An 18,992-nucleotide genomic window follows, 5' to 3' on the forward strand; every position below is an offset into this window, starting at 1 on the left:
CCAAGACTCAACCTGACAGGAACTTATGAAACGCTCACTCTTATTGCCCTGGTTGCTGCTGCTCGCCATCTGCGGCGCGGCGCACGCGGAAAAGGCCGACTCGACCAAGCCGACCAACATCGAAGCCGACCAGATGGTCTACGACGATGTGCGCCAGGTGAAGACCTTCACCGGCAATGTGGTGCTCACGCGCGGCACGCTGCTGATCAAGGCCGGCCGCGTGGTGCTGACCACCGACCAGTACGGCTATGAATATGCGGTGCTGTATGCGGCGCCGGGTTCGCTGGCCAGCTTCCGCCAGAAGCGCGACGGCGGCCCCGACCTGTGGATCGAAGGCCAGGCCGAGCGCATCGAGTATTCCGAGCAGACCGAGATTTCCAAGCTGTTCAACCGCGCCCACATCCAGCGCATGGACGGCAAGCGCATTACCGATGAGGTCAACGGCGAGTTCATCTCCTACGACAGCCGCGCCGAATTCTATTCGGTCAACAATACCGCTTCGGGCGAAAGCAAGCCGGGCGCGGGCCGGATCACCGCCGTGATCCAGCCCAAGAATCCGCCCGCCCAGCCGGCGCCGCCAACACAGCCGGCCCAACCTGGAAAGGACCAGTAACATGGTGAGCTCGCTGGTGGTCCGCGGACTGAAGAAAAGCTATGGCGCGCGCCAGGTGGTGCGCGATGTGTCGATGGAAGTGCAGAGCGGCGAAGTGGTCGGCCTGCTGGGCCCCAACGGCGCCGGCAAGACCACCTCGTTCTACATGATCGTCGGCCTGGTGCCGTCCGACGGCGGCGAAATCGACCTGGATGGCGCCGCCATCTCAGGCCTGCCGATCCACAAGCGCGCCACGCTGGGCCTGTCCTACCTGCCGCAGGAGGCCTCGGTATTTCGCAAGCTGACGGTGGAAGACAATATCCGCGCCGTGCTCGAACTGCGCCAGGAGAACGGCAAGCCGCTCTCGCGCGACGAGATCGAAGGCCGCCTCAACAACCTGCTGCATGAACTGCAGATCGAGAAGCTGCGCGACAGCCAGGCGCTCTCGCTGTCGGGCGGCGAACGGCGCCGCGTCGAAATCGCGCGCGCGCTGGCGACCGATCCGCGCTTCGTGCTGCTCGACGAGCCGTTCGCCGGCATCGACCCGATCGCCGTGATCGAGATCCAGCGCATCGTGCGCTTCCTCAAGGAGCGCGGCATCGGCGTGCTGATCACCGACCACAACGTGCGCGAGACGCTGGGCATCTGCGACCGCGCCTACATCATCAACCAGGGGACGGTGCTGGCCAGCGGCAGCCCGGACGACATCATCGCCAACGAATCGGTGCGGCGCGTCTACCTGGGCGAACATTTCCGCATGTGAGCGGCCCTGCGCCAAGCCACGCCGGCGCGACGCACAACATGCAACGCACGACAGCACAGCAGCACGTAACAAGCCGGCCACGCGGCGCCCGAAAGCCAGATGAAACAGTCCCTCCAGTTACGCACATCGCAGCACCTCGCATTGACGCCGCAATTGCAGCAGTCGATCAGGCTGCTGCAATTGTCTACTTTGGAACTGCATCAGGAACTGGAACAGATCCTGTCCGACAACCCGCTGCTCGAGCGGCTTGACGACGCGCTCGACAATTCGGTACGGCTGCTGGCCGACGGCGCCCTCTCCGCCTCGCCCTCCAGCGGTGTAGCCGACAACGCCAGCGAAAGCGGCGCCGAGGCGCCCGCGCCCGCAAGCGACGGCGAATCCAGCCTCGACTACCAGGACAACACGCCCGAAGGCAGCGTCAGCGGCGAATCCGAATGGAGCTTCGACGATGTCGCGCGCAACGGCAAATCATCCGACGATGAAGATGCGCGGCCGCAGCTGGAAGCGCACCAGACCACGCTGCGCGAACACCTGGTGGAACAGATCCGCGTCACCGCCCGCACGCTGCGCGACCGCGCGCTGCTGGAGCTGCTGGCCGATACGCTGGACGACAACGGCTACCTGGACGAGCCGCTGGAAGACATCCTGGCGCACCTGCCCGAAGAACTGGGAATCGATCTCGAAGAACTGTCGATCGCGCTCAAGCTGCTGCAAAGCCTTGACCCGGCCGGCGTCGGCGCGCGCAGCCCCAGCGAATGCCTGGCGTTGCAGATCCGCCGGCTGCCCGGCGTGCCTTTCGTCACGCGCAAGCTGGCGCTGAAGATCGTCGAGGATTACCTGCCGCTGTTCGCCCAGCGCGATTTCAACAAGATCAAGAAGGCGCTCGACTGCGACGACGAAGACCTGCGCGAAGCCCAGGTCGTCATCCGCCAATGCCGGCCGCACCCGGGCGCCGAATTCGCCCGCGACGCTTCCGACTATGTGGTGCCGGATGTGATTGTCAAACAAACAAAGAACGGCTGGCAGGTCACGCTCAATCATGACGTCATGCCCAAGCTGCGCGTGAACGCGATGTATGCGAGCGCGCTCAAGCAATCCAAAGGCGAGGTTTCGCTCACATCGCAGCTGCAAGAGGCGAAGTGGCTGATCAAGAATATGCGCCAGCGCTTCGATACAATTTTGCGAGTTGCCCAAGCTATTGTCGAACGTCAAAGAAACTTCTTTTCCCATGGGGCAGTTGCCATGCGCCCCCTTGTGCTGCGCGAAATTGCTGATACACTGGGTCTACACGAGAGCACTATCTCGCGTGTGACAACTCAGAAATACATGCTCACGCCGCATGGCATGTTCGAGTTGAAATACTTCTTCGGTAGCCATGTCGCGACCGAAACCGGAGGTGAAGCCTCCTCCACCGCGATACGGGCACTGATCAAACAACTGATAGGAGCCGAAAACCCGCAGACCCCATTATCCGATAGCAAGATTGCGGATATGCTGGCAGAACAAGGCATGGTGGTCGCGCGACGGACTGTCGCAAAATACCGCGAAGTGCTGAAGATTCCACCAGTCAATCTCCGCAAATCCCTCTGAGTTTTTCCTCAGTTTTTCTGTAGTACTTGCAGCCGTCGCTGTGTTCAGGCAAGCATCCATGCCCTCTGACACAAACGCTGTACTCTCTCCGGGTGTATTGGATGAGATGCACGAACCTCCAGTGACTTCACGATAGGAGTGTTGTATGAATCTGACCATTAGTGGACACCACCTCGAACTGACCCCCGCCATCCGGGAATACGTGCAAAGCAAGCTGGCACGGATCAAGCGTCATTTCGACAATGTGATCGACATCAGCGTCATCCTGAGCGTAGACAAACTGACAGAAAAAGAAAAAAGGCAAAAGGCGGAAATCAACGTCCATATCAAAGGGAAGGATTTGCATGCGGAAAGTATCGCCCACGATCTCTACGCGGCCATCGATGCATTGATCGACAAGCTCGATCGCCAGGTCATCAAGCACAAGGATCGGCTGCAAGACCATTATTCGATGGCCAAGAGGTTGCCGGAAGACACCGTTTCGGGCGCGGTGGCAAGCGCAAGTGCATAGCTGATAACGATCCGCCAACGACGGGGCCGCACCAGGCCCCCTCAAAGAGGAAAGGGCGCGAAAGCGCCCTTTTGCATTTCTCCCGACGCTCCGGTTTCCCGGCCGCCGGACCGCCATTGGGAATAGCCGCCAGGAAACATTGCAAACCATTCAAATAATTTACGTGGCCGCACACAACACCTTGCCCCGGCACGCCGTGTTTCAAACGCGGATGGCGGCTTTTTCATATAATGTCGGCAATCACCATTTTTTAAGGCATAGCCATGAGCGACGTTCAATCCTGGATCAAGGAAACCGTGACCCAAAACCCTGTCGTGCTGTTCATGAAAGGCACCGCGCAATTCCCGCAATGCGGCTTCTCCGGCAAGGCGATCCAATTGCTCAAGGCCAGCGGCGCCGAGAACATCGTCACCGTCAACGTGCTGGAAAGCCCCGACGTGCGCCAGGGCATCAAGGAATATTCGAACTGGCCGACCATTCCCCAACTGTACGTCAAGGGTGAATTCATCGGCGGCTCGGACATCATGAACGAAATGTATAGCTCGGGCGAACTGCAGACCCTGCTCAAGGGCTGATTGCTTCGCCGCGCCGCCTGGATTCCCTTGGTTCCCGCCGCATGCCGCGCCAGCGCCTGATCGTCGCCATCACCGGCGCGACGGGCGCGGTCTATGGCGTGCGCCTGCTGGAACACCTGCGCGGACACGCGCAGGTTGAAACGCACCTGCTGATCTCGGATGCCGGCGTACTCAATATCCACCAGGAGCTCGACCGCAGCCGCAAGGATGTCGAAGCGCTGGCCGACGTGGTCTACAACGTACGCGATGTCGGCGCGGCTATCGCCAGCGGCTCCTTTGCGTCGGCCGGCATGGTGGTGGCGCCGTGCTCGATGAAAACGCTGGCGTCGGTGGCCCATGGACTTTCCGACAACCTGATCACGCGCGCCACCGACGTGGTGCTGAAGGAACGCCGCCGCCTGGTGCTGATGGTGCGCGAAACGCCCTTCAACCTGGCCCACCTGCGCAACATGACGGCGGTGACCGAGATGGGCGGCGTGATCTTCCCGCCGCTGCCCGGCTTCTACCACCGGCCCTCCTCGATGGAACAGATGGTCGACCATACGCTGGGGCGCGTACTCGACCTGTTCGGCCTTGAACACCAGCTCACGCCGGAATGGCTAGGGATGAAACCGGCATCGGACTGAACCGGCAGCGCAACGCATGCCACAAACGAAACGCGCCGCAGGAAAACCTGCGGCGCGTTTTTCTTTGCAGCCGAACGGCGATCAGCCGCGGCCGATGTAAGGCATCTTGGTCGCCATCACCGTCATGAACTGCACGTTGGCGTCCAGCGGCAGGCTGTCCATGTAGAGGATGGCGCGGGCCACATGCTCGGCATCCATGGTCGGCTCAACCTTGGTCGACATGTCGGCCTGCAGCGTGCCCTTCTTCATCAGCGTGGTCATGTCGGTGGCGGCGTTGCCGATGTCGATCTGGCCGCAGGCGATGTCGTACTGGCGGCCGTCCAGCGAGGTGGCCTTGGTCAGGCCGGTGATGGCGTGCTTGGTCGCGGTGTAGGACGCCGAGAACGGGCGCGGCGCGTGCGCCGAGATCGAGCCGTTGTTGATGATGCGGCCGCCGCGCGGCGACTGCTCCTTCATGATGCGGAAGGCTTCCTGCGTACACAGGAACACGCCGGTCAGGTTGATGTCCACCGCCGACTTCCACTGCTCCACGCTCAGCTCTTCCAGCGACACCGGCGGCGCGAAGATGCCGGCGTTGTTGAACACCATGTCGAGACGGCCGAAACGTTCGCGGGTCTTGACGAACAGGTTCTTCACCGAAGCCGGGTCGGTGACGTCGGCGGCTACCACCAGTGCGTTGGCGCCATGCTCGCCGGCCAGCTTCACGGTCTCTTCCAGCGCATCCTGGCGGCGGCCGGCCAGGGCCACGCCATAGCCGTCGCGCAACAGCGCCAGGGTGATCTGCCGGCCAATGCCGGAGCCGGCGCCGGTTACCAGCGCAATTCGTTTCGGTGCTGCCATCGTGTCTACTCCTGTCTGATCTTGTGGGTGAATGTCGCTGCGCCAGCGCGGCCGTAAAAAAGCCGCCTGTTGCGCACAGGCGGCTTTCACTATAGCAAACGCGGCGCGCCGCTTCGATGAGAGATTTTCAATCCCCGCGCCGGCATTCATGCATGGCCGCTGCCGGCATGCGCTCACACCGAGGAAGACAGCGGCTTGCCGGTATCGATCCCCAGCGTCGATGCGGCAGCCTGCAATTTGGCGCGGTCGCCGCCGAATACTTCGGCCAGCGCGGTATAGGCAATCCAGCGCGCATCGATCTCGAAGAAATCGCGCAGGTTGACCCGCGTATCGCTGCGCCCGAAACCATCGGTGCCCAGCGTGACATACCTGCCCGGCACGAAGGCGCGGATGCTTTCAGGCAGCGTGCGGATGTAATCGCTCACCGCGATCACCGGCGCGTCGCTGCCTTGCAGTTGCTGCGTCACATACGCTTGCGCATCGCCGCCGGCCAGGCGCTGCTGACGCTGCGCGGCCACGCCGTCGCGCGCCAGCTCGGTGAAGCTGGTCACGCTCCACACCTCGGCGTCGATTTGCCAATGCTTTTCGAGCAGCGCGGCGGCAGCCACGGTTTCCTTCAGGATCGGGCCGGAACCCAGCAGGCGCGCCTGCGGCTTCGCCTTCCTGCCCAGGCAATACATGCCGCGCAGGATGCCTTGCTCGACCCCGGCCGGCATGCTCGGCTGCGCCTCGTTCTCGTTGGTCACGGTGACGTAGTAGAACACGTCGTCATTGCGTTCCAGCATGCGGCGCATGCCGTCGTCGACGATCACCGCCAGCTCATACGCATAGGCCGGATCGTAAGACACGCAGTTCGGGATCGACGCCGCCACCACATGGCTGCTGCCGTCCTGGTGCTGCAAGCCCTCGCCGCCCAGCGTGGTGCGCCCCGAGGTGGCGCCGATCAGGAAACCGCGCGCGCGCTGGTCGGCCGCGGCCCAGATCAGGTCGCCGATGCGCTGGAAGCCGAACATCGAGTAGTAGATGTAGAACGGCAGCATCGGCGTGCCGTGCACCGAGTAGGCGGTCGCCGCCGCCGTCCAGGATGAGATGGCGCCGGCCTCGGTAATGCCCTCCTCCAGGATCTGGCCGTCCTTGGCTTCGCGGTAGTAGAGGATGGAGCCGATGTCTTCCGGCTCGTACAACTGCCCCTGGGAAGAATAGATGCCGACCTGGCGGAACAGGTTGGCCATGCCGAAGGTGCGCGCCTCGTCGGCCACGATGGGCACGACGTACTGGCCGAATTCCTTGTCCTTGAGCAGGTTGCCGAGCTGGCGCACCAGCGCCATGGTCGACGACATTTCCTTGCCCTCGGCCTCCAGCGCGAACTTGCTGTGCGATGCCATCGGCGGCACTGAGCGCCTGGCATCGCCGGCCTGGCGGCGCGGCATGTAGCCTCCCAGCGCCGCGCGGCGCGCATGCAGGTGCTTCATCTCGGCGCTGTCGTCAGCCGGCTTGTAGAAGGCCAGCGAGCGGCATTGCTCATCCGACAGCGGCAGCTTGAAGCGGTCGCGGAATTGCAGCAGGCTTTCCTCATCCAGCTTCTTTTGCTGGTGGGTGGTCATCTTGCCTTCGCCGGCCGCCCCCATGCCGTAACCCTTCTTGGTCTGCGCCAGGATCACGGTCGGCTGGCCGCGATGGCTGGCGGCGGCCTGGTAGGCCGAGAAGATCTTCTTCATATCGTGGCCGCCGCGGCGCAGGCGGTTGATCTCCTCATCGGTCAGCGTGGCGCCGATCGCCTGGGTGCCGGGCGTCTGGCCGAAGAAGTGTTCGCGGTTGAAGGCGCCGTCGTTGGCGGCGAAGGTCTGCAGCTGGCCATCGACGGTGCGGTTGAGCGCATCGACCAGCTCGCCGTCCTTGTCGCGCGCGAACAGCGCATCCCAGTCCGAGCCCCACAGCAGCTTGATCACATTCCAGCCGGCGCCGGCGAACAAGGTCTCCAGCTCATCGACGATGTGGCCGTTGCCGCGTACCGGGCCGTCCAGGCGCTGCAGGTTGCAGTTGACCACGAAGATCAGGTTGTCCAGCTTCTCGCGCGAGGCCAGCGACAGCGCCGCCAGGGATTCCGGCTCATCCATCTCGCCGTCGCCGAACACGCCCCATACCTTGCGGTTCTGGTCCTGCAGCAGGCCGCGATGCTCCATGTAGCGCAGGAAGCGCGCCTGATAGATCGCGTTGATCGGGCCGATGCCCATCGAGCCGGTGGGGAACTGCCAGAAGTTGGGCATCAGCCAGGGATGCGGGTAGGACGACAGGCCCTGCTTGCCGGCGCGCTTGGCTTCTATTTCGCGGCGGTAGTAGCCGAGGTCCTCTTCGGACAGCGCGCCTTCCAGGAACGCGCGCGCATAGATGCCCGGCGCCGAATGCGGCTGGAAATACACGATGTCGCCGGCGAACCGGTCGTCGCGCGCGCGGAAGAAATGGTTGAAGCCGACTTCGAACAGGTCGGCCGCCGAGGCGAAGCTGGCGATGTGGCCGCCCAGTTCGCCATAGGAGCGGTTGGCGCGCACCACCATGGCCAGCGCGTTCCAGCGCATGATGCTGGCGATGCGCTCTTCGATGGCCTGCGCGTCGGAGCCGCCGGGGAACGGCGGTTCCTGTTCAGGACGGATGGTGTTCAGGTAAGGCGTATTGCGCGCATCGCGCCAGTTGATGCCGTGTTGCCGGGCGGCGGCCGACAGCCGGGAGAGCAGGAAGCGCGCCCGCTCCGGGCCGGCTTCGGCCAGCACGCTTTGCAGCGCCTCCAGCCACTCCTGGGTTTCCTGGGCGTCGATATCAATATCGCGGGCAATACCATTGGCTGACGACATCTCCACTTCCTGATCTCCTGTTGTTGCAATGCAGGCCGAATCGGGCCTTTGCTACGCAAATCTATGCAAAGAGCCAAAAAGCCGGTACAACACAGGCCGCGCCATTGGTCTCCTCACGCCGGACGCCTTTATTCGGCGTTTTTATTCATTGGTGGGCTTACGATACGCCTGATGCACCGGCATGAGTCACTTAAAATGGGAAGTTGTCATACAATATTCAGCACCACATGCTGAAAAATTGAAACTTACAGAATTAAATTTCGATAATGGAACTAGATACCACCGATTTGCGGATCCTGAACATCCTCCAGGAGAACAGCTCGATCAGCAATCTGGAACTCGCCAGCCGCATCAACCTTTCCCCCTCGCCGACCCTGGCGCGCGTCAAGCGCCTGGAAACCGAGGGCATCATCTCGCGCTACGTGGCGCTGGCCGACCCGCACCTGCTGGGCTTGAAGGTCAACGTGTTCGTCAAGGTGATCCTGGAGCGCCAGGGCGCCGAAGCGCTGGCCCAGTTTGAAAGCGCGGTGAGCGCTTTCGATGAAGTCATGGAAGTCTATCTGATGACCGGCGACGAGGATTACCTGCTGCGCATCGTCGTGCCCGACCTGCTGACGCTGGAGCACTTCATCGTCGACCACCTGACCAAGATCCCCGGCATCAAGAACATCCGCTCCAGCTTCGCGCTCAAGCAGATCAAGTACAAGACCGCGCTGCCCACGCCCAAGATCAAACCCAGGCGCTGAACGGCACAGCGCAAAAGCGACGCCACATGCATCCAGACCAGCCGGCATCGGCCCAGCGCCAAGAGAGCCTGTGGGGCCTGTTCCTCATCTTCCTTCGGCTGGGCCTGACCTCGTTTGGCGGCCCGGTTGCCCACCTCGGCTACTTCCACAACGAATTCGTTACCAAACGGCGCTTCCTCTCCGAGCGGAGTTACGCGGATCTGGTCGCCTTATGCCAATTCCTTCCCGGCCCTGCCAGCAGCCAGGTCGGCATTGCCATTGGACTGCTCCGGCATGGCTATCCCGGCGCAATAGCGTCTTGGGCGGGCTTTACCTTGCCCTCAGCCATTGCATTGATACTGTTTGCCCTTGGCATCGCCCATTTCGGGACACTCGTTCCGGCAGAAGCATTACATGGCTTGAAGGTCGTGGCCGTGGCGATAGTTGCGCAGGCCGTGTGGGCCATGGCGCGCAACCTGTGCACCGATGCCGCCCGCATCTCCATCATGGCGGTTGCGGCATGTATCGCCCTGCTCCTGCCCAACGCAGTGGGCCAGTTGAGCGTCATCGCAGCGGCCGGACTGGTCGGCATGCTGGCCTTCAAGCCGGACGCTGCGCACGCCCACGAGTCTTTGCCGCTGCGCGTCAGCCGCCGGACAGGCGCCTGCCTGTTGCTGCTGTTCGCCGGCCTGCTCATCGGCCTTCCGATCCTGGCCGCGTCATTCCCGCATGGCGCCATTGCCGACATCAGTTCGTTTTTCCGCGCCGGCTCACTGGTTTTCGGCGGCGGCCATGTCGTTCTGCCCTTGCTCCAATCCGAAGTGGTGCCACCGGGGCTGGTCGATAACGATACGTTCCTGGCCGGCTATGGCGCCGCCCAGGCCATGCCCGGCCCGTTGTTCACATTCGCCGCGTTCCTGGGCGCCTCCATGAATTCCAGCCCTTCCGGATGGGCTGGCGGCCTGATTTGCCTGCTGGCCATATTCGCCCCGTCGTTCCTGCTGGTGGGCGGCGCCATCCCGTTCTGGGACGGCCTGCGCGGCAACGCCCGGATGCAGGCCGCGCTTGCCGGCATAAACGCCGGCGTGGTCGGCCTGCTGCTGGCGGCCTTGTACCAGCCGGTATGGACCAGCGCGATTCATCAGCCGTCAGACTTTGCCATGGCGATACTGGCGCTGGTGGCCCTGGTGTTCTGGAAATGGCCGCCCTGGCTGGTCGTGCTTTCGCTTGGCGCGGCAGGCGGTGCGATCGGCGTCATGGGCCAAGGTTGAGGCCCTGCCGCGCGCATGGCCGCCGCTTGCGGCACATCCATCATCGGCGCGCAGGAAATCCCGCAAACACTTAAAACGCCCCCACATAGTTTTCCGCCAGCGCGGTCGACAACGCCCGCGAATTGACCACGTTTTCCAGCTCGGCGCGCTGCAACTGCTGCTGGAACGGCGAAGCATCCGCGAAGGTATGCAGCATGCTGGTCATCCACCACGAGAAATACTCGGCGCGCCAGACGCGTTTCAAGGCATGGTCCGTGTACGCCGCCAGCAGCTCCCCGCTCGATTTGCGATAGAACGCCTCGATCGCCCGGGACAGCAGCTTGACATCGCCCACCGCCAGGTTCATGCCCTTGGCGCCGGTAGGCGGCACGATGTGCGCCGCGTCGCCGGCCAGGAACAGGCGACCGTGCTGCATCGGCGTCGAAACGAAGCTGCGCATGCCGATGATGCCTTTCTGGAAGATCTTGCCCTCCTTCACGCGCCAGCCGTCGCTGTTCTCCAGCCGGGTATGCAGCTCGTTCCAGATGCGGTCGTCCGACCAGTTGTCGACGCTGTCCTTGGGGTCGCACTGGAAGTACAGGCGCTGTACCGTCGGCGAACGCGTGCTGACCAGGGCGAAGCCGCGCTCGTGCTGGACATAGATCAGCTCGTCGGAAGACGGCGCCGACTCCACCAGGATGCCGAACCAGCCGAACGGGTAGATGCGCTGGTAGTCCTGGCGTACCGACTCCGGGACGGCCGGACGCGAGACGCCGTGGAAACCGTCGCAGCCGGCCACGAAATCGGCCCGCAGCATGTGTTTTTCCCCGGCATGCAGGAAGCTCACCGACGGATTGTCGGTATCGATGTCCTGCGGGCTGACTTCGCTCACGCCGAACAGGATGCTGCCCTGCGCCGCCAGCCGCGCCGCCACCAGGTCCTTGATCACCTCATGCTGGGCGTAGACGGTGATGGCCTTGCCGGTCAGCTCGCTCAGGTCGATGCGATGGCGGCGGCCGCCGAAGGAGAGTTCGATGCCGTGGTGCAGCGCGCCCTCCCGCTTCATCCGCTCGCCCACGCCGGCTTCGGTGAGGATGTCCATCGTGCCCTGTTCCAGCACGCCGGCGCGGATGGTGGCTTCGATCTCTTCACGGCTGCGGCTTTCCAGCACGACCGATTCGATACCTTTGAGGTGCAGCAGGTGGGAAAGCAGAAGGCCGGCCGGGCCGGCGCCGATGATGGCTACTTGGGTGCGCATTGCGAGGTCTCCATGTTGGTCTGATCGTTCTTGGTATGGCTGCATGGTAGACGCGGCATCGGAAACAAAAAATGGATGATCCTGAAAAATACTTGTACTATTTTCACATCCATAAAAATGCAGAACCGCTTCGACGGAGACCCTATGCGCACGGCAAGAAGCACACCCAAGGCCCGCGAGGTGCCGCAATTTTCTCTCTACGGCGAGGCTTCCCGGCCGGATAATGCGGAGTCCGTACACATTGAACTGATAGAGACGCGCAGCCGCATACACGACTGGCATATTTCCCCGCATACGCATGCTGGACTATTTCAGGTACTTTTTTTAATGTCCGGCCACGTCAATGCCTTGATGGAAGACGCGCTCTGGGAGCACGACGGGCCGGTGGTGATCACCATCCACCCGTCGGTGGTGCACGGTTTCGATTTCTCGGAAGAAGCGGTCGGCTTCGTATTGACGGTGGATCCGCACATCGTGTTTTCGCTGGGCGGGGGCGATGCCCACAGCGACATCTTTTCCCCGCTGTTCCTGCGGCCGATGGCGATCGACCTGGCGCGCGAGCCGGAGTTGCGCGAGCGCATGGAAGCCATGCTGCGCCTGCTGATTGCCGAATCGGCCGCGCCGCGCACCGGACATGCGCTGATGCTGGAATGGCTGGCGCGCAGCGTGATGCTGCTGCTGGCAAGACTGGAAGCGGATCACCGTTCTGCCGAACTATCGGGGCGCGGCGAATTCGAATTGTTCAGCCGTTTCCGCACGCTGGTGGAGGCGCACTTCAAGGAACAATGGCAGGTCGGCGTGTATGCCGACAAACTGCGCGTGACGTCCAGCAGGCTGAATCGGCTATGCCTGAAACTGTCCGGCCAGTCGGCGTTCGACTTCGCCCAGCAGCGATTGATCCTGGAAGCCTGCCGCAAGCTGACCTATGTGCCGTCGGGCGTGGCGACCATCGCCTACGAACTGGGCTTTCAGGATCCGGCCTACTTCAGCCGCCTGTTCAAGCGCCACATGGGGATCACGCCCAAGCAATACCGGCGCACCAACATGCTCGAATAAGGCCGCACGCCCCGGCTACAGCAGCGCCCCCAATTCAACCTGGATCTTCAGCATGGCCGGCAGGCAGCGCTCGACCATGTCTTCCAGCTTCATGCGCGCGGCATGCACGCTGATGTTCATCGCCGCCACCACCTCGCCGCGGAAATTACGCAGCGGTACCGCCATGGTGCGCAACCCCAGCTCCAGCTCCTGGTCCACCAGCGCATAGCCCTGCTCGCGCGCGCGGGCGATTTCCAGCGCCAGCCGGTCGCGGTCGGTAATGGTGTAGGAAGTAATCGCTTCGGCTTGCGTGCGGGAGAGGATGTCCCGCATCTCTTCGGGCGGCAGGCTGGCCAGGAGCATGCGTCCGTTGGCCGTGCAATAGGCCGGCACCCGGGTGCCCGGCTGCAATGTGGTCGATACCAGTTGCCCGGCGCTGACCGCGGCCACGCAGACCAGGTGCTCATGATCGAGCACGCCGCAAGAGGCCGCCTCGCCCAGCGAATAGGCCAGCCGGTACAGCAGCGGCTGCACGATGCGCGGCAGGCGCGCCGAATGCAGGTAGGACTGGCCCAGCCGCAGCACCATCGGCGTGAGCGAAAAGGTCTTGTTGTCGTGCCGCATGTAACCCAAGTGGGTCAGCGTAATCAGGTAACGGCGCGCGGCGGCGCGCGTGAGGCCGGTCAGCTGCGCGACTTCGGCGATGGTCAGGCGCGAGCGCTCCTGGTCGAACACCTCGATCACCTGCAACCCCTTCTCCAGCCCTGCCACCAGGTCGCGCTTGAGCGGCTCGCCGGCCTCGGCATCTTCATCGATTGAATGCATGGCTCATAGAAAAACGCGGATTTGTGCGATTCTCGCACAATATGGGCGAATACCGAATATTGTGCACTGCTCCGGCCTTGTGAGCCCGGTTTCGCTTACCTAAGATCAGGTCACCCCGAAAGACGGCGCGCAGATCGCACAAGCGCTGCGGCGCCATCCGCCGAATAGCCAAACAGCCCCAAAGAGGAGACCTCATGCAATTCGATGCCATCGCCCCCGGCGTCTATCCGGACCTGATCTATCCCCCCTACAAATCCACCGTCAAGCGCGGCCCGACGCAAGCCCCGCTGCGCGTGCGCGACGAAGCAGCCACCGGCACCAACCTGTTCGCCTCGCCCAGGCTGATCCTGCCGCACGACATGGACCTGACCAAACAAGGCGCGGGCGAACCGCTGGGCGAAAAGATCGTCGTCACCGGCCGCGTGCTCGACGAAGACGGCAAGCCGGTGCGCGACTCGCTGCTGGAAGTCTGGCAATGCAACGCCGCCGGCCGCTACCGGCACAAGAAAGACCAGCACGACGCGCCGCTCGATCCGAACTTTGCCGGCTTCGGCAAGATGCTCACCGACAGCGACGGCCGCTACCGCTTCGTCACCATCAAACCCGGCCCGTACCCCTGGGGCAACCACCACAAGGCATGGCGCCCGGCGCACATCCACTTCTCGCTGTTCGGCAATGTCTACGCGCAGCGCCTGGTCACGCAGATGTACTTCCCCAGCGACCCGCTGTTCGACTACGACCCGATCTTCCAGAGCATCCCGGATGCCGCCGCCCGCCAGCGCCTGATTTCGCGTTTCTCGCTGGAAGAAACGGTGGACGACAAGATGCTCGGCTACGAATTCGACATCGTCCTGCGCGGCCGCAACGCCACGCCGATGGGTATCTAGGCCATAACACGCTCTTAACAAGGGATACAGCATGAGCAAGCTCGACATCACCACCTCGCAAACCATCGGCCCGTTCCCGCATGAAGCCTGGGCCTGGGCCGTGGAACTGACCGCCGGCACCGACAGCCCGGCGCCGCAGGTACGCGTGCACGGCGCCATCATCGACGGCGACGGCGCGCCCATCAACGACGCCTGGGCCGAAGCCTGGCTGCCCGGCAGCGCCGCGGCCGAATCCGCGCACGCCATTCCCGGCTACCGCCGCGTGCCGACCGACGATAGCGGCGCTTTCGCTTTCTCGATCACGCAGCCGCAAGCGCCGGCCGGCAAGCCGGCGGCCTACGTGACGGTATTCGCGCGCGGCCTGGTCAAGCACCAGTTCACCGCCGTGTTCCTGGAAGACGACCCGGCGCTGGCGCAATCGGCCCTGCTGGAACAGGTGCCGGCCGAACGCCGCGGCACGCTGATCGCGCGCAAGCAGGCCGACGGCAGCTACCTGTGGAACATCCACATGCAAGGCGAACGCGAAACGGTATTCTTCGACTACGTCTGATCGCCGCATGACGGCAGCGACGGGATCGGCAAGCGCATGCCTGCCCGATCCCGCTCGCGCTTCAAGCCCGCATTCAACCCTGTGGAGTTTCCATGAGCGTTTCGATATTCGACAGCTTCCTCACCACCTCGGAGATGATCAAGGTCTTCGACGACGAAGCCATCGTGCAAGCAATGTTCGGCTTCGAGCAAGCGCTGGCCGAGGCCGAAGCGGCCGAAGGCGTGATCCCCGAAACCGCCGCGCGCGCCATCGCCAGCGTCTGCAAGGCACAGCTGTATGACATTCCGGCCCTGATCGTGGCCGGGCGCCGCGCCGGCGCGCTGGCCATTCCGCTGGTCAAGGAACTGACCCGCACGGTCGCGCTGTACAGCCAGGATGCCGCGACCCACGTGCATTGGGGCAGCACCAGCCAAGATGTGCTCGACACCGCCATGGTGCTGGCCACGCGCGAGGCGATGCAGCTGGTCGACACCGAGCTGTCCACACTGATGCAGCAACTGCTGGAGCTGGCGCAACGCCATCTCGACACGCCGGTGCTGGCGCGCACCCTGATGCAACCGGCCCAGGTCACCAGCTTCGGCTTCAAGCTGGCCGGCTGGGCCGCGCCGCTGGTGCGCTCGCGCGCGCAGTTGCATGAGCGCGGCCAGCGCGCGCTGCAACTGCAGCTGGGCGGCGCGGTCGGCACGCTGTCGGTGCTGGGCGAACGCGGCCCGGCAGTGGCCCGCCGCATGGCCGATGCGCTCGGCCTGGCAGCCCCCGACGCCGCCTGGCATACGCAGCGCGACGAATGGGTGCGGCTCGGCACCGAAATGGCAGTGCTGGCCGGCAGCCTGGGCAAGATCGCCACCGACCTGTCGCTGATGGCGCAAGGCGAGATCGCCGAACTGGCCGAACCGTCGGGCAACGGCCGCGGCGGTTCCTCGGCCATGCCGCACAAGCGCAATCCGGTGTCCTCGTTGATTGCCCTGGCCGCCGCCGCGCGCGCGCCGCACCAGGCGGCGGCGTTGCTGGGAGCGATGGCGCAGCAGCACGAACGCGGCCTGGGCAACTGGCAAGCCGAACTGGCCGAATGGCCGGCATTGTTCCTCGGCGTGCACGGCGCCCTGCGCGCGCTCAACGAAGCGTTCGCCGGGCTGGTGGTGGATGCAGGCCGCATGCTGCGCAACATCGACGCGCTGCAAGGGCTGGTGTTCGCGGAATCGGCCTCGATCCACCTGGCCGGCGCCATCGGCCGCCCCGCCGCGCACGCGCTGCTGGAGAAGCTGACGCGCCAGACGGTCGAACAAGACAAGCATCTGGCCGAGGTGCTGGTCAACGCGGTGGAAGCCGATGGCGGCCTGCGCAAGCAAATCGACATCGCGGCGCTGCGCGCCCTGTTCGATCCTGTGCTGGCGACCCGGCCGGCGCGCCGTCTGGCCGAGCACCAGTTGCGGCAATTACAGACCCAATTCACATCCATCCCGACAACGACCAAGAGACAAGCATGAGCTACGATCCCCTCGATCACGATTTCGAACGCGGCATGCGCAATCGCCGCAGCGTGCTGGGCGACCAATGGGTCGACCGTTCGGTGGCCAACGCCACCAATTTCAACGCCGATTTCCAGAACCTGATCACCCGCTTCGCCTGGAACGAGATCTGGGGCCGCCCCGGCCTGGACCACAAGACCCGCCGCATCATCGTGCTGGCCATCACCATCGCGCTGGGCCGCTGGGAAGAGTTCGAACTGCACGTGCGCGCCGCCCTGACCAGCAAGGAAGGCACCGGCCTGACCCCCGACGAGATGAAGGAAGTGCTGATCCAGTCCGCCATCTATGCCGGCGTGCCGGCCGGCAATACCGCCTTCACCCACGCCCAGCAGATCCTGCGCGAAGTGGGCCAACAGATCGGCTACCAGATCGAGCCGCAACGTCCCGCCGACAGCAGCCATCCCGGCATCGGCAAGGAAGGCCGCACCGCGTCTTCCCCTGCGCTGCACTACAGCGTGCGCGAACCGCGCAACGGCCGCGCGCCGCGCCACACCGTCGTGCTCTCGCACGCCATCGGCGCCGACCTGATGATGTGGGACGGCCTGGCCAACCTGCTGGCGGCCGACTGCCGCGTAATCGCCTACGACCACCGCGGCCATGGCAGTTCGGAAAAAGCGGAGGGCTTGTATTCGATGGCCGATCTGGCCGACGATGCCGCGCGCCTGCTGCGCGAGCTCGATGCCGGCCCAGTGGTCTGGGTCGGCCTGTCGATGGGCGGCATGGCCGGCCAGGAGCTGGCCTTGCGCCACCCCAACCTGGTGCGCGCGCTGGTGCTGGCCAATACCACCTCCGCCTATCCCGACGCCGCGCGCGATGCCTGGCAGCAGCGCATCGCCACGGTGCGCGAACAGGGCATCGAAGCGATTGCCGATGCCGTCATGGGGCGTTACTTCCACGACGCCTTCCGCGCCGGCCATGCCGCCACGGTGGCGCGTTTCCGCGAACGCCTGACCAGCACCGACGCGCTGGGCTACATCGGCTGCTGCAATGCCGTGGGCAGCGTCGACACCACGGCGCGCCTGGGCCAGATCAAGGCGCCCACGCTGGTGATCGCCGGCGAACTGGACCAGGGCACGCCGATTGCGATGGCGCAAACGCTGGTCAATGGCATTGAGGGAGCGCAGCTGGAAATCATCAGCGGCGCTTCGCACATCAGCGCGGTGGAACAGCCGCAGGCGTTTGCCGAACTGGTCACGCGTTTCCTGGCGCAGATCTGAAACGCCCGGCTGCGAGCCCTAATGCCGTTCAGTTAAGCCGTTCGCGCATCTCTTCTCCCGTTCGGACTGCCTGAACGGGTTTCTATTGATTCATAAAAAATGCCGTTCAGTTCTTAACTGAACGGCATCAGGCTGCGAGGCCGGGATTTTTTTGAACGCCGCGCTTGCCGGCCTCAGACGCCCGGGTCCCTGACCTTCTCCACCTTGTCGAACTCGATGTTGTAGAACTCGCCGCCCTTCTGCTCGGCGCGGCGCATATACACCGTCTGCACGATGTCGCGCGTGGCCGCATCGATGCTGACCGGGCCGCGCACGCTGTCCCAGCTCAGGCCCTTCATCGCCGCCAGCAGCTTGTCGCCGTCGGTGTCGCCATTGGTCTTCTTGAGCGCCTCGTACAGCAGGTGCATGCCGTCATAGGCGCCCACCGAATGGAAGTTGGCGCGCATGCCCTTGTTCATCCTGGCGATGCCCTCCACGTATTCCTTATTGGCCGGCGACGGATGCGCGGCCGAATAGTGATGGCTGCTGACCACGTCCTTGGCGGCGACGCCGATGCTGGGCATCAGGTCGTCATCCAGCACGTCGCCGGTACAGATGAGGCGAATGCCGGCGGCTGCCAGGCCGCGTTCGGTGAATTGCTTGAGCACGGCCGCGCCTTCGCCCGATGGCACGAAGACGAACAGGGCTTCCGGCTTGGCATCCTTGACGCGCTGCAGGAAAGGCGCGTAATCGGGATTGCGCAACGGCACGCGCAGGCTTTCCAGCACCTTGCCGCCGGCCTCGCCGAAAGTCTTGGCGAATACCTTCTCGGCATCCAGCCCCGGGCCGTAGTCGCTGACGAAAGTAACCACGTTCTTGATGCAGTTCTTCGCCGCCCAGCCGGCCAGCGGCGCGGTGACCTGGGCCAGCGTGAAACCGGTGCGCACGATGTAGGGCGAACGCTGGGGGATGATGGAAGTCGCGGCCGCGGTGACGATCATCGGCACCTTGGCTTGCGTGGCGATGGGTGCGGTCGACAGCGCCAGCGGCGTCAGGCCGAAGCCCATCAGCACCTGCGCCTTGTCGCGCGCGACCAGCTCCTGCGCCAGGCGCTTGGTGACGTCGGGCGAGACGCCGCCGTCGTCCTTGAGCAGGATCTCGACCTTGCGCCCGGCCACGCTGTCGCCGTACTTCTGCTGGTACAGCTTCACGGCGGCCTCGATCTGGCGGCCGGTGGAAGCGAACGGGCCGGACATCGGCACGATCAGGCCGACCTTCACCGGGTCGGCCGCCAGCGCGGCCAGCGGCGCCGCACCGGCCGCCATGGCGGCGCCGGCCAGCACCAGATGGCGGCGGCGCGAATTGATGGTGTCGTTCATTGCATCTCCTCT

At 64.1% G+C, this 18,992-nt stretch carries 18 protein-coding genes; 13 read left to right on the plus strand and 5 right to left on the minus strand.

The genetic code is table 11. The features are described from left to right. The first annotated feature begins 25 nt into the window (after positions 1 to 25). The 6 genes from lptA (at position 26) to FB597_RS08050 (ending at position 4,657) form a co-directional block, all read left to right on the plus strand. Entirely contained in the window at positions 26 to 613 is a 588-nt protein-coding gene (gene lptA / locus FB597_RS08025; RefSeq protein WP_141914314.1) for a lipopolysaccharide transport periplasmic protein LptA, read from the plus strand. 1 nt (position 614) lies between these two features. Then, a complete protein-coding gene (gene lptB / locus FB597_RS08030; RefSeq protein WP_141914315.1) occupies positions 615 to 1,355 on the plus strand; it encodes an LPS export ABC transporter ATP-binding protein in 741 nt (246 codons plus the stop codon). A gap of 99 nt (positions 1,356 to 1,454) precedes the next feature. Continuing rightward, entirely contained in the window at positions 1,455 to 2,945 is a 1,491-nt protein-coding gene (locus FB597_RS08035; protein ID WP_141914316.1) for an RNA polymerase factor sigma-54, read from the plus strand. 145 nt (positions 2,946 to 3,090) lie between these two features. Further along, positions 3,091 to 3,456 (plus strand): ribosome hibernation-promoting factor, HPF/YfiA family, encoded by a 366-nt coding sequence (gene hpf / locus FB597_RS08040; RefSeq protein ID WP_144769091.1) that lies wholly within the window; start codon positions 3,091 to 3,093, stop codon positions 3,454 to 3,456. A gap of 263 nt (positions 3,457 to 3,719) precedes the next feature. Continuing rightward, positions 3,720 to 4,031 (plus strand): Grx4 family monothiol glutaredoxin, encoded by a 312-nt coding sequence (gene grxD / locus FB597_RS08045; protein WP_144769093.1) that lies wholly within the window; start codon positions 3,720 to 3,722, stop codon positions 4,029 to 4,031. Positions 4,032 to 4,072: 41 nt separating this feature from the next. After that, complete coding sequence (locus tag FB597_RS08050; protein ID WP_186442755.1) at positions 4,073 to 4,657, plus strand: UbiX family flavin prenyltransferase; 585 nt, start codon at positions 4,073 to 4,075, stop codon at positions 4,655 to 4,657. An 81-nt stretch (positions 4,658 to 4,738) separates the two neighbouring features. Here FB597_RS08050 and FB597_RS08055 read toward each other — a convergent pair whose 3' ends face one another. After that, positions 4,739 to 5,497: an SDR family oxidoreductase gene (locus FB597_RS08055; RefSeq protein ID WP_141914320.1), complete on the minus strand. Its 759-nt coding sequence runs from the start codon at positions 5,495 to 5,497 to the stop codon at positions 4,739 to 4,741. Positions 5,498 to 5,670: 173 nt separating this feature from the next. After that, on the minus strand, positions 5,671 to 8,346 hold the full coding sequence (mdeB, locus tag FB597_RS08060) for an alpha-ketoglutarate dehydrogenase (RefSeq protein WP_144769096.1): 2,676 nt from the start codon (positions 8,344 to 8,346) through the stop codon (positions 5,671 to 5,673). Positions 8,347 to 8,612: 266 nt separating this feature from the next. Here mdeB and FB597_RS08065 point away from each other — a divergent pair, with 266 nt between their 5' ends. Together FB597_RS08065 and chrA are read left to right on the plus strand one after the other, a co-directional pair. Beyond that, positions 8,613 to 9,092, plus strand: a complete 480-nt coding sequence (locus FB597_RS08065; RefSeq protein ID WP_141914322.1) for an Lrp/AsnC family transcriptional regulator — start codon at positions 8,613 to 8,615, stop codon at positions 9,090 to 9,092. Between the two features lie 26 nt (positions 9,093 to 9,118). After that, a complete protein-coding gene (gene chrA / locus FB597_RS08070; protein WP_144769098.1) occupies positions 9,119 to 10,342 on the plus strand; it encodes a chromate efflux transporter in 1,224 nt (407 codons plus the stop codon). A gap of 70 nt (positions 10,343 to 10,412) precedes the next feature. Here chrA and FB597_RS08075 read toward each other — a convergent pair whose 3' ends face one another. Further along, positions 10,413 to 11,579: a 4-hydroxybenzoate 3-monooxygenase gene (locus FB597_RS08075; RefSeq protein ID WP_144769101.1), complete on the minus strand. Its 1,167-nt coding sequence runs from the start codon at positions 11,577 to 11,579 to the stop codon at positions 10,413 to 10,415. Positions 11,580 to 11,723: 144 nt separating this feature from the next. Here FB597_RS08075 and FB597_RS08080 point away from each other — a divergent pair, with 144 nt between their 5' ends. Continuing rightward, positions 11,724 to 12,635, plus strand: coding sequence for a helix-turn-helix domain-containing protein (locus FB597_RS08080; RefSeq protein ID WP_144769103.1), 912 nt, complete (start codon positions 11,724 to 11,726; stop codon positions 12,633 to 12,635). A gap of 15 nt (positions 12,636 to 12,650) precedes the next feature. Here the strand turns inward: FB597_RS08080 and FB597_RS08085 are convergent, their stop codons facing one another. Beyond that, positions 12,651 to 13,439: an IclR family transcriptional regulator C-terminal domain-containing protein gene (locus tag FB597_RS08085; protein WP_141914326.1), complete on the minus strand. Its 789-nt coding sequence runs from the start codon at positions 13,437 to 13,439 to the stop codon at positions 12,651 to 12,653. Between the two features lie 194 nt (positions 13,440 to 13,633). Between FB597_RS08085 and pcaH the strand changes: the two genes are divergently transcribed. The 4 genes from pcaH to FB597_RS08105 all read left to right on the plus strand — a co-directional run bounded on the left by pcaH (position 13,634) and on the right by FB597_RS08105 (position 17,622). Then, the gene (gene pcaH, locus FB597_RS08090; protein WP_144769105.1) at positions 13,634 to 14,326 is read left to right on the plus strand and encodes a protocatechuate 3,4-dioxygenase subunit beta; all 693 of its coding nucleotides are present in this window, start codon (positions 13,634 to 13,636) and stop codon (positions 14,324 to 14,326) included. Between the two features lie 31 nt (positions 14,327 to 14,357). Further along, positions 14,358 to 14,876: a protocatechuate 3,4-dioxygenase gene (locus FB597_RS08095; protein ID WP_144769107.1), complete on the plus strand. Its 519-nt coding sequence runs from the start codon at positions 14,358 to 14,360 to the stop codon at positions 14,874 to 14,876. A 92-nt stretch (positions 14,877 to 14,968) separates the two neighbouring features. Continuing rightward, a complete protein-coding gene (gene pcaB, locus FB597_RS08100; RefSeq protein ID WP_144769109.1) occupies positions 14,969 to 16,363 on the plus strand; it encodes a 3-carboxy-cis,cis-muconate cycloisomerase in 1,395 nt (464 codons plus the stop codon). After that, a complete protein-coding gene (locus FB597_RS08105; RefSeq protein WP_144769111.1) occupies positions 16,360 to 17,622 on the plus strand; it encodes an alpha/beta fold hydrolase in 1,263 nt (420 codons plus the stop codon). The genes pcaB and FB597_RS08105 overlap by 4 nt, the downstream gene beginning before the upstream one ends. 173 nt (positions 17,623 to 17,795) lie before the next feature. On the opposite strand, the gene FB597_RS08110 is transcribed toward FB597_RS08105, so the two are convergent. Further along, the gene (locus FB597_RS08110) at positions 17,796 to 18,980 is read right to left on the minus strand and encodes an ABC transporter substrate-binding protein (protein ID WP_144769113.1); all 1,185 of its coding nucleotides are present in this window, start codon (positions 18,978 to 18,980) and stop codon (positions 17,796 to 17,798) included. Positions 18,981 to 18,992 lie beyond the last annotated feature (12 nt).

This window comes from Herbaspirillum sp. SJZ099 (assembly GCF_007828355.1).
GTDB lineage: Bacteria > Pseudomonadota > Gammaproteobacteria > Burkholderiales > Burkholderiaceae_D > Herbaspirillum.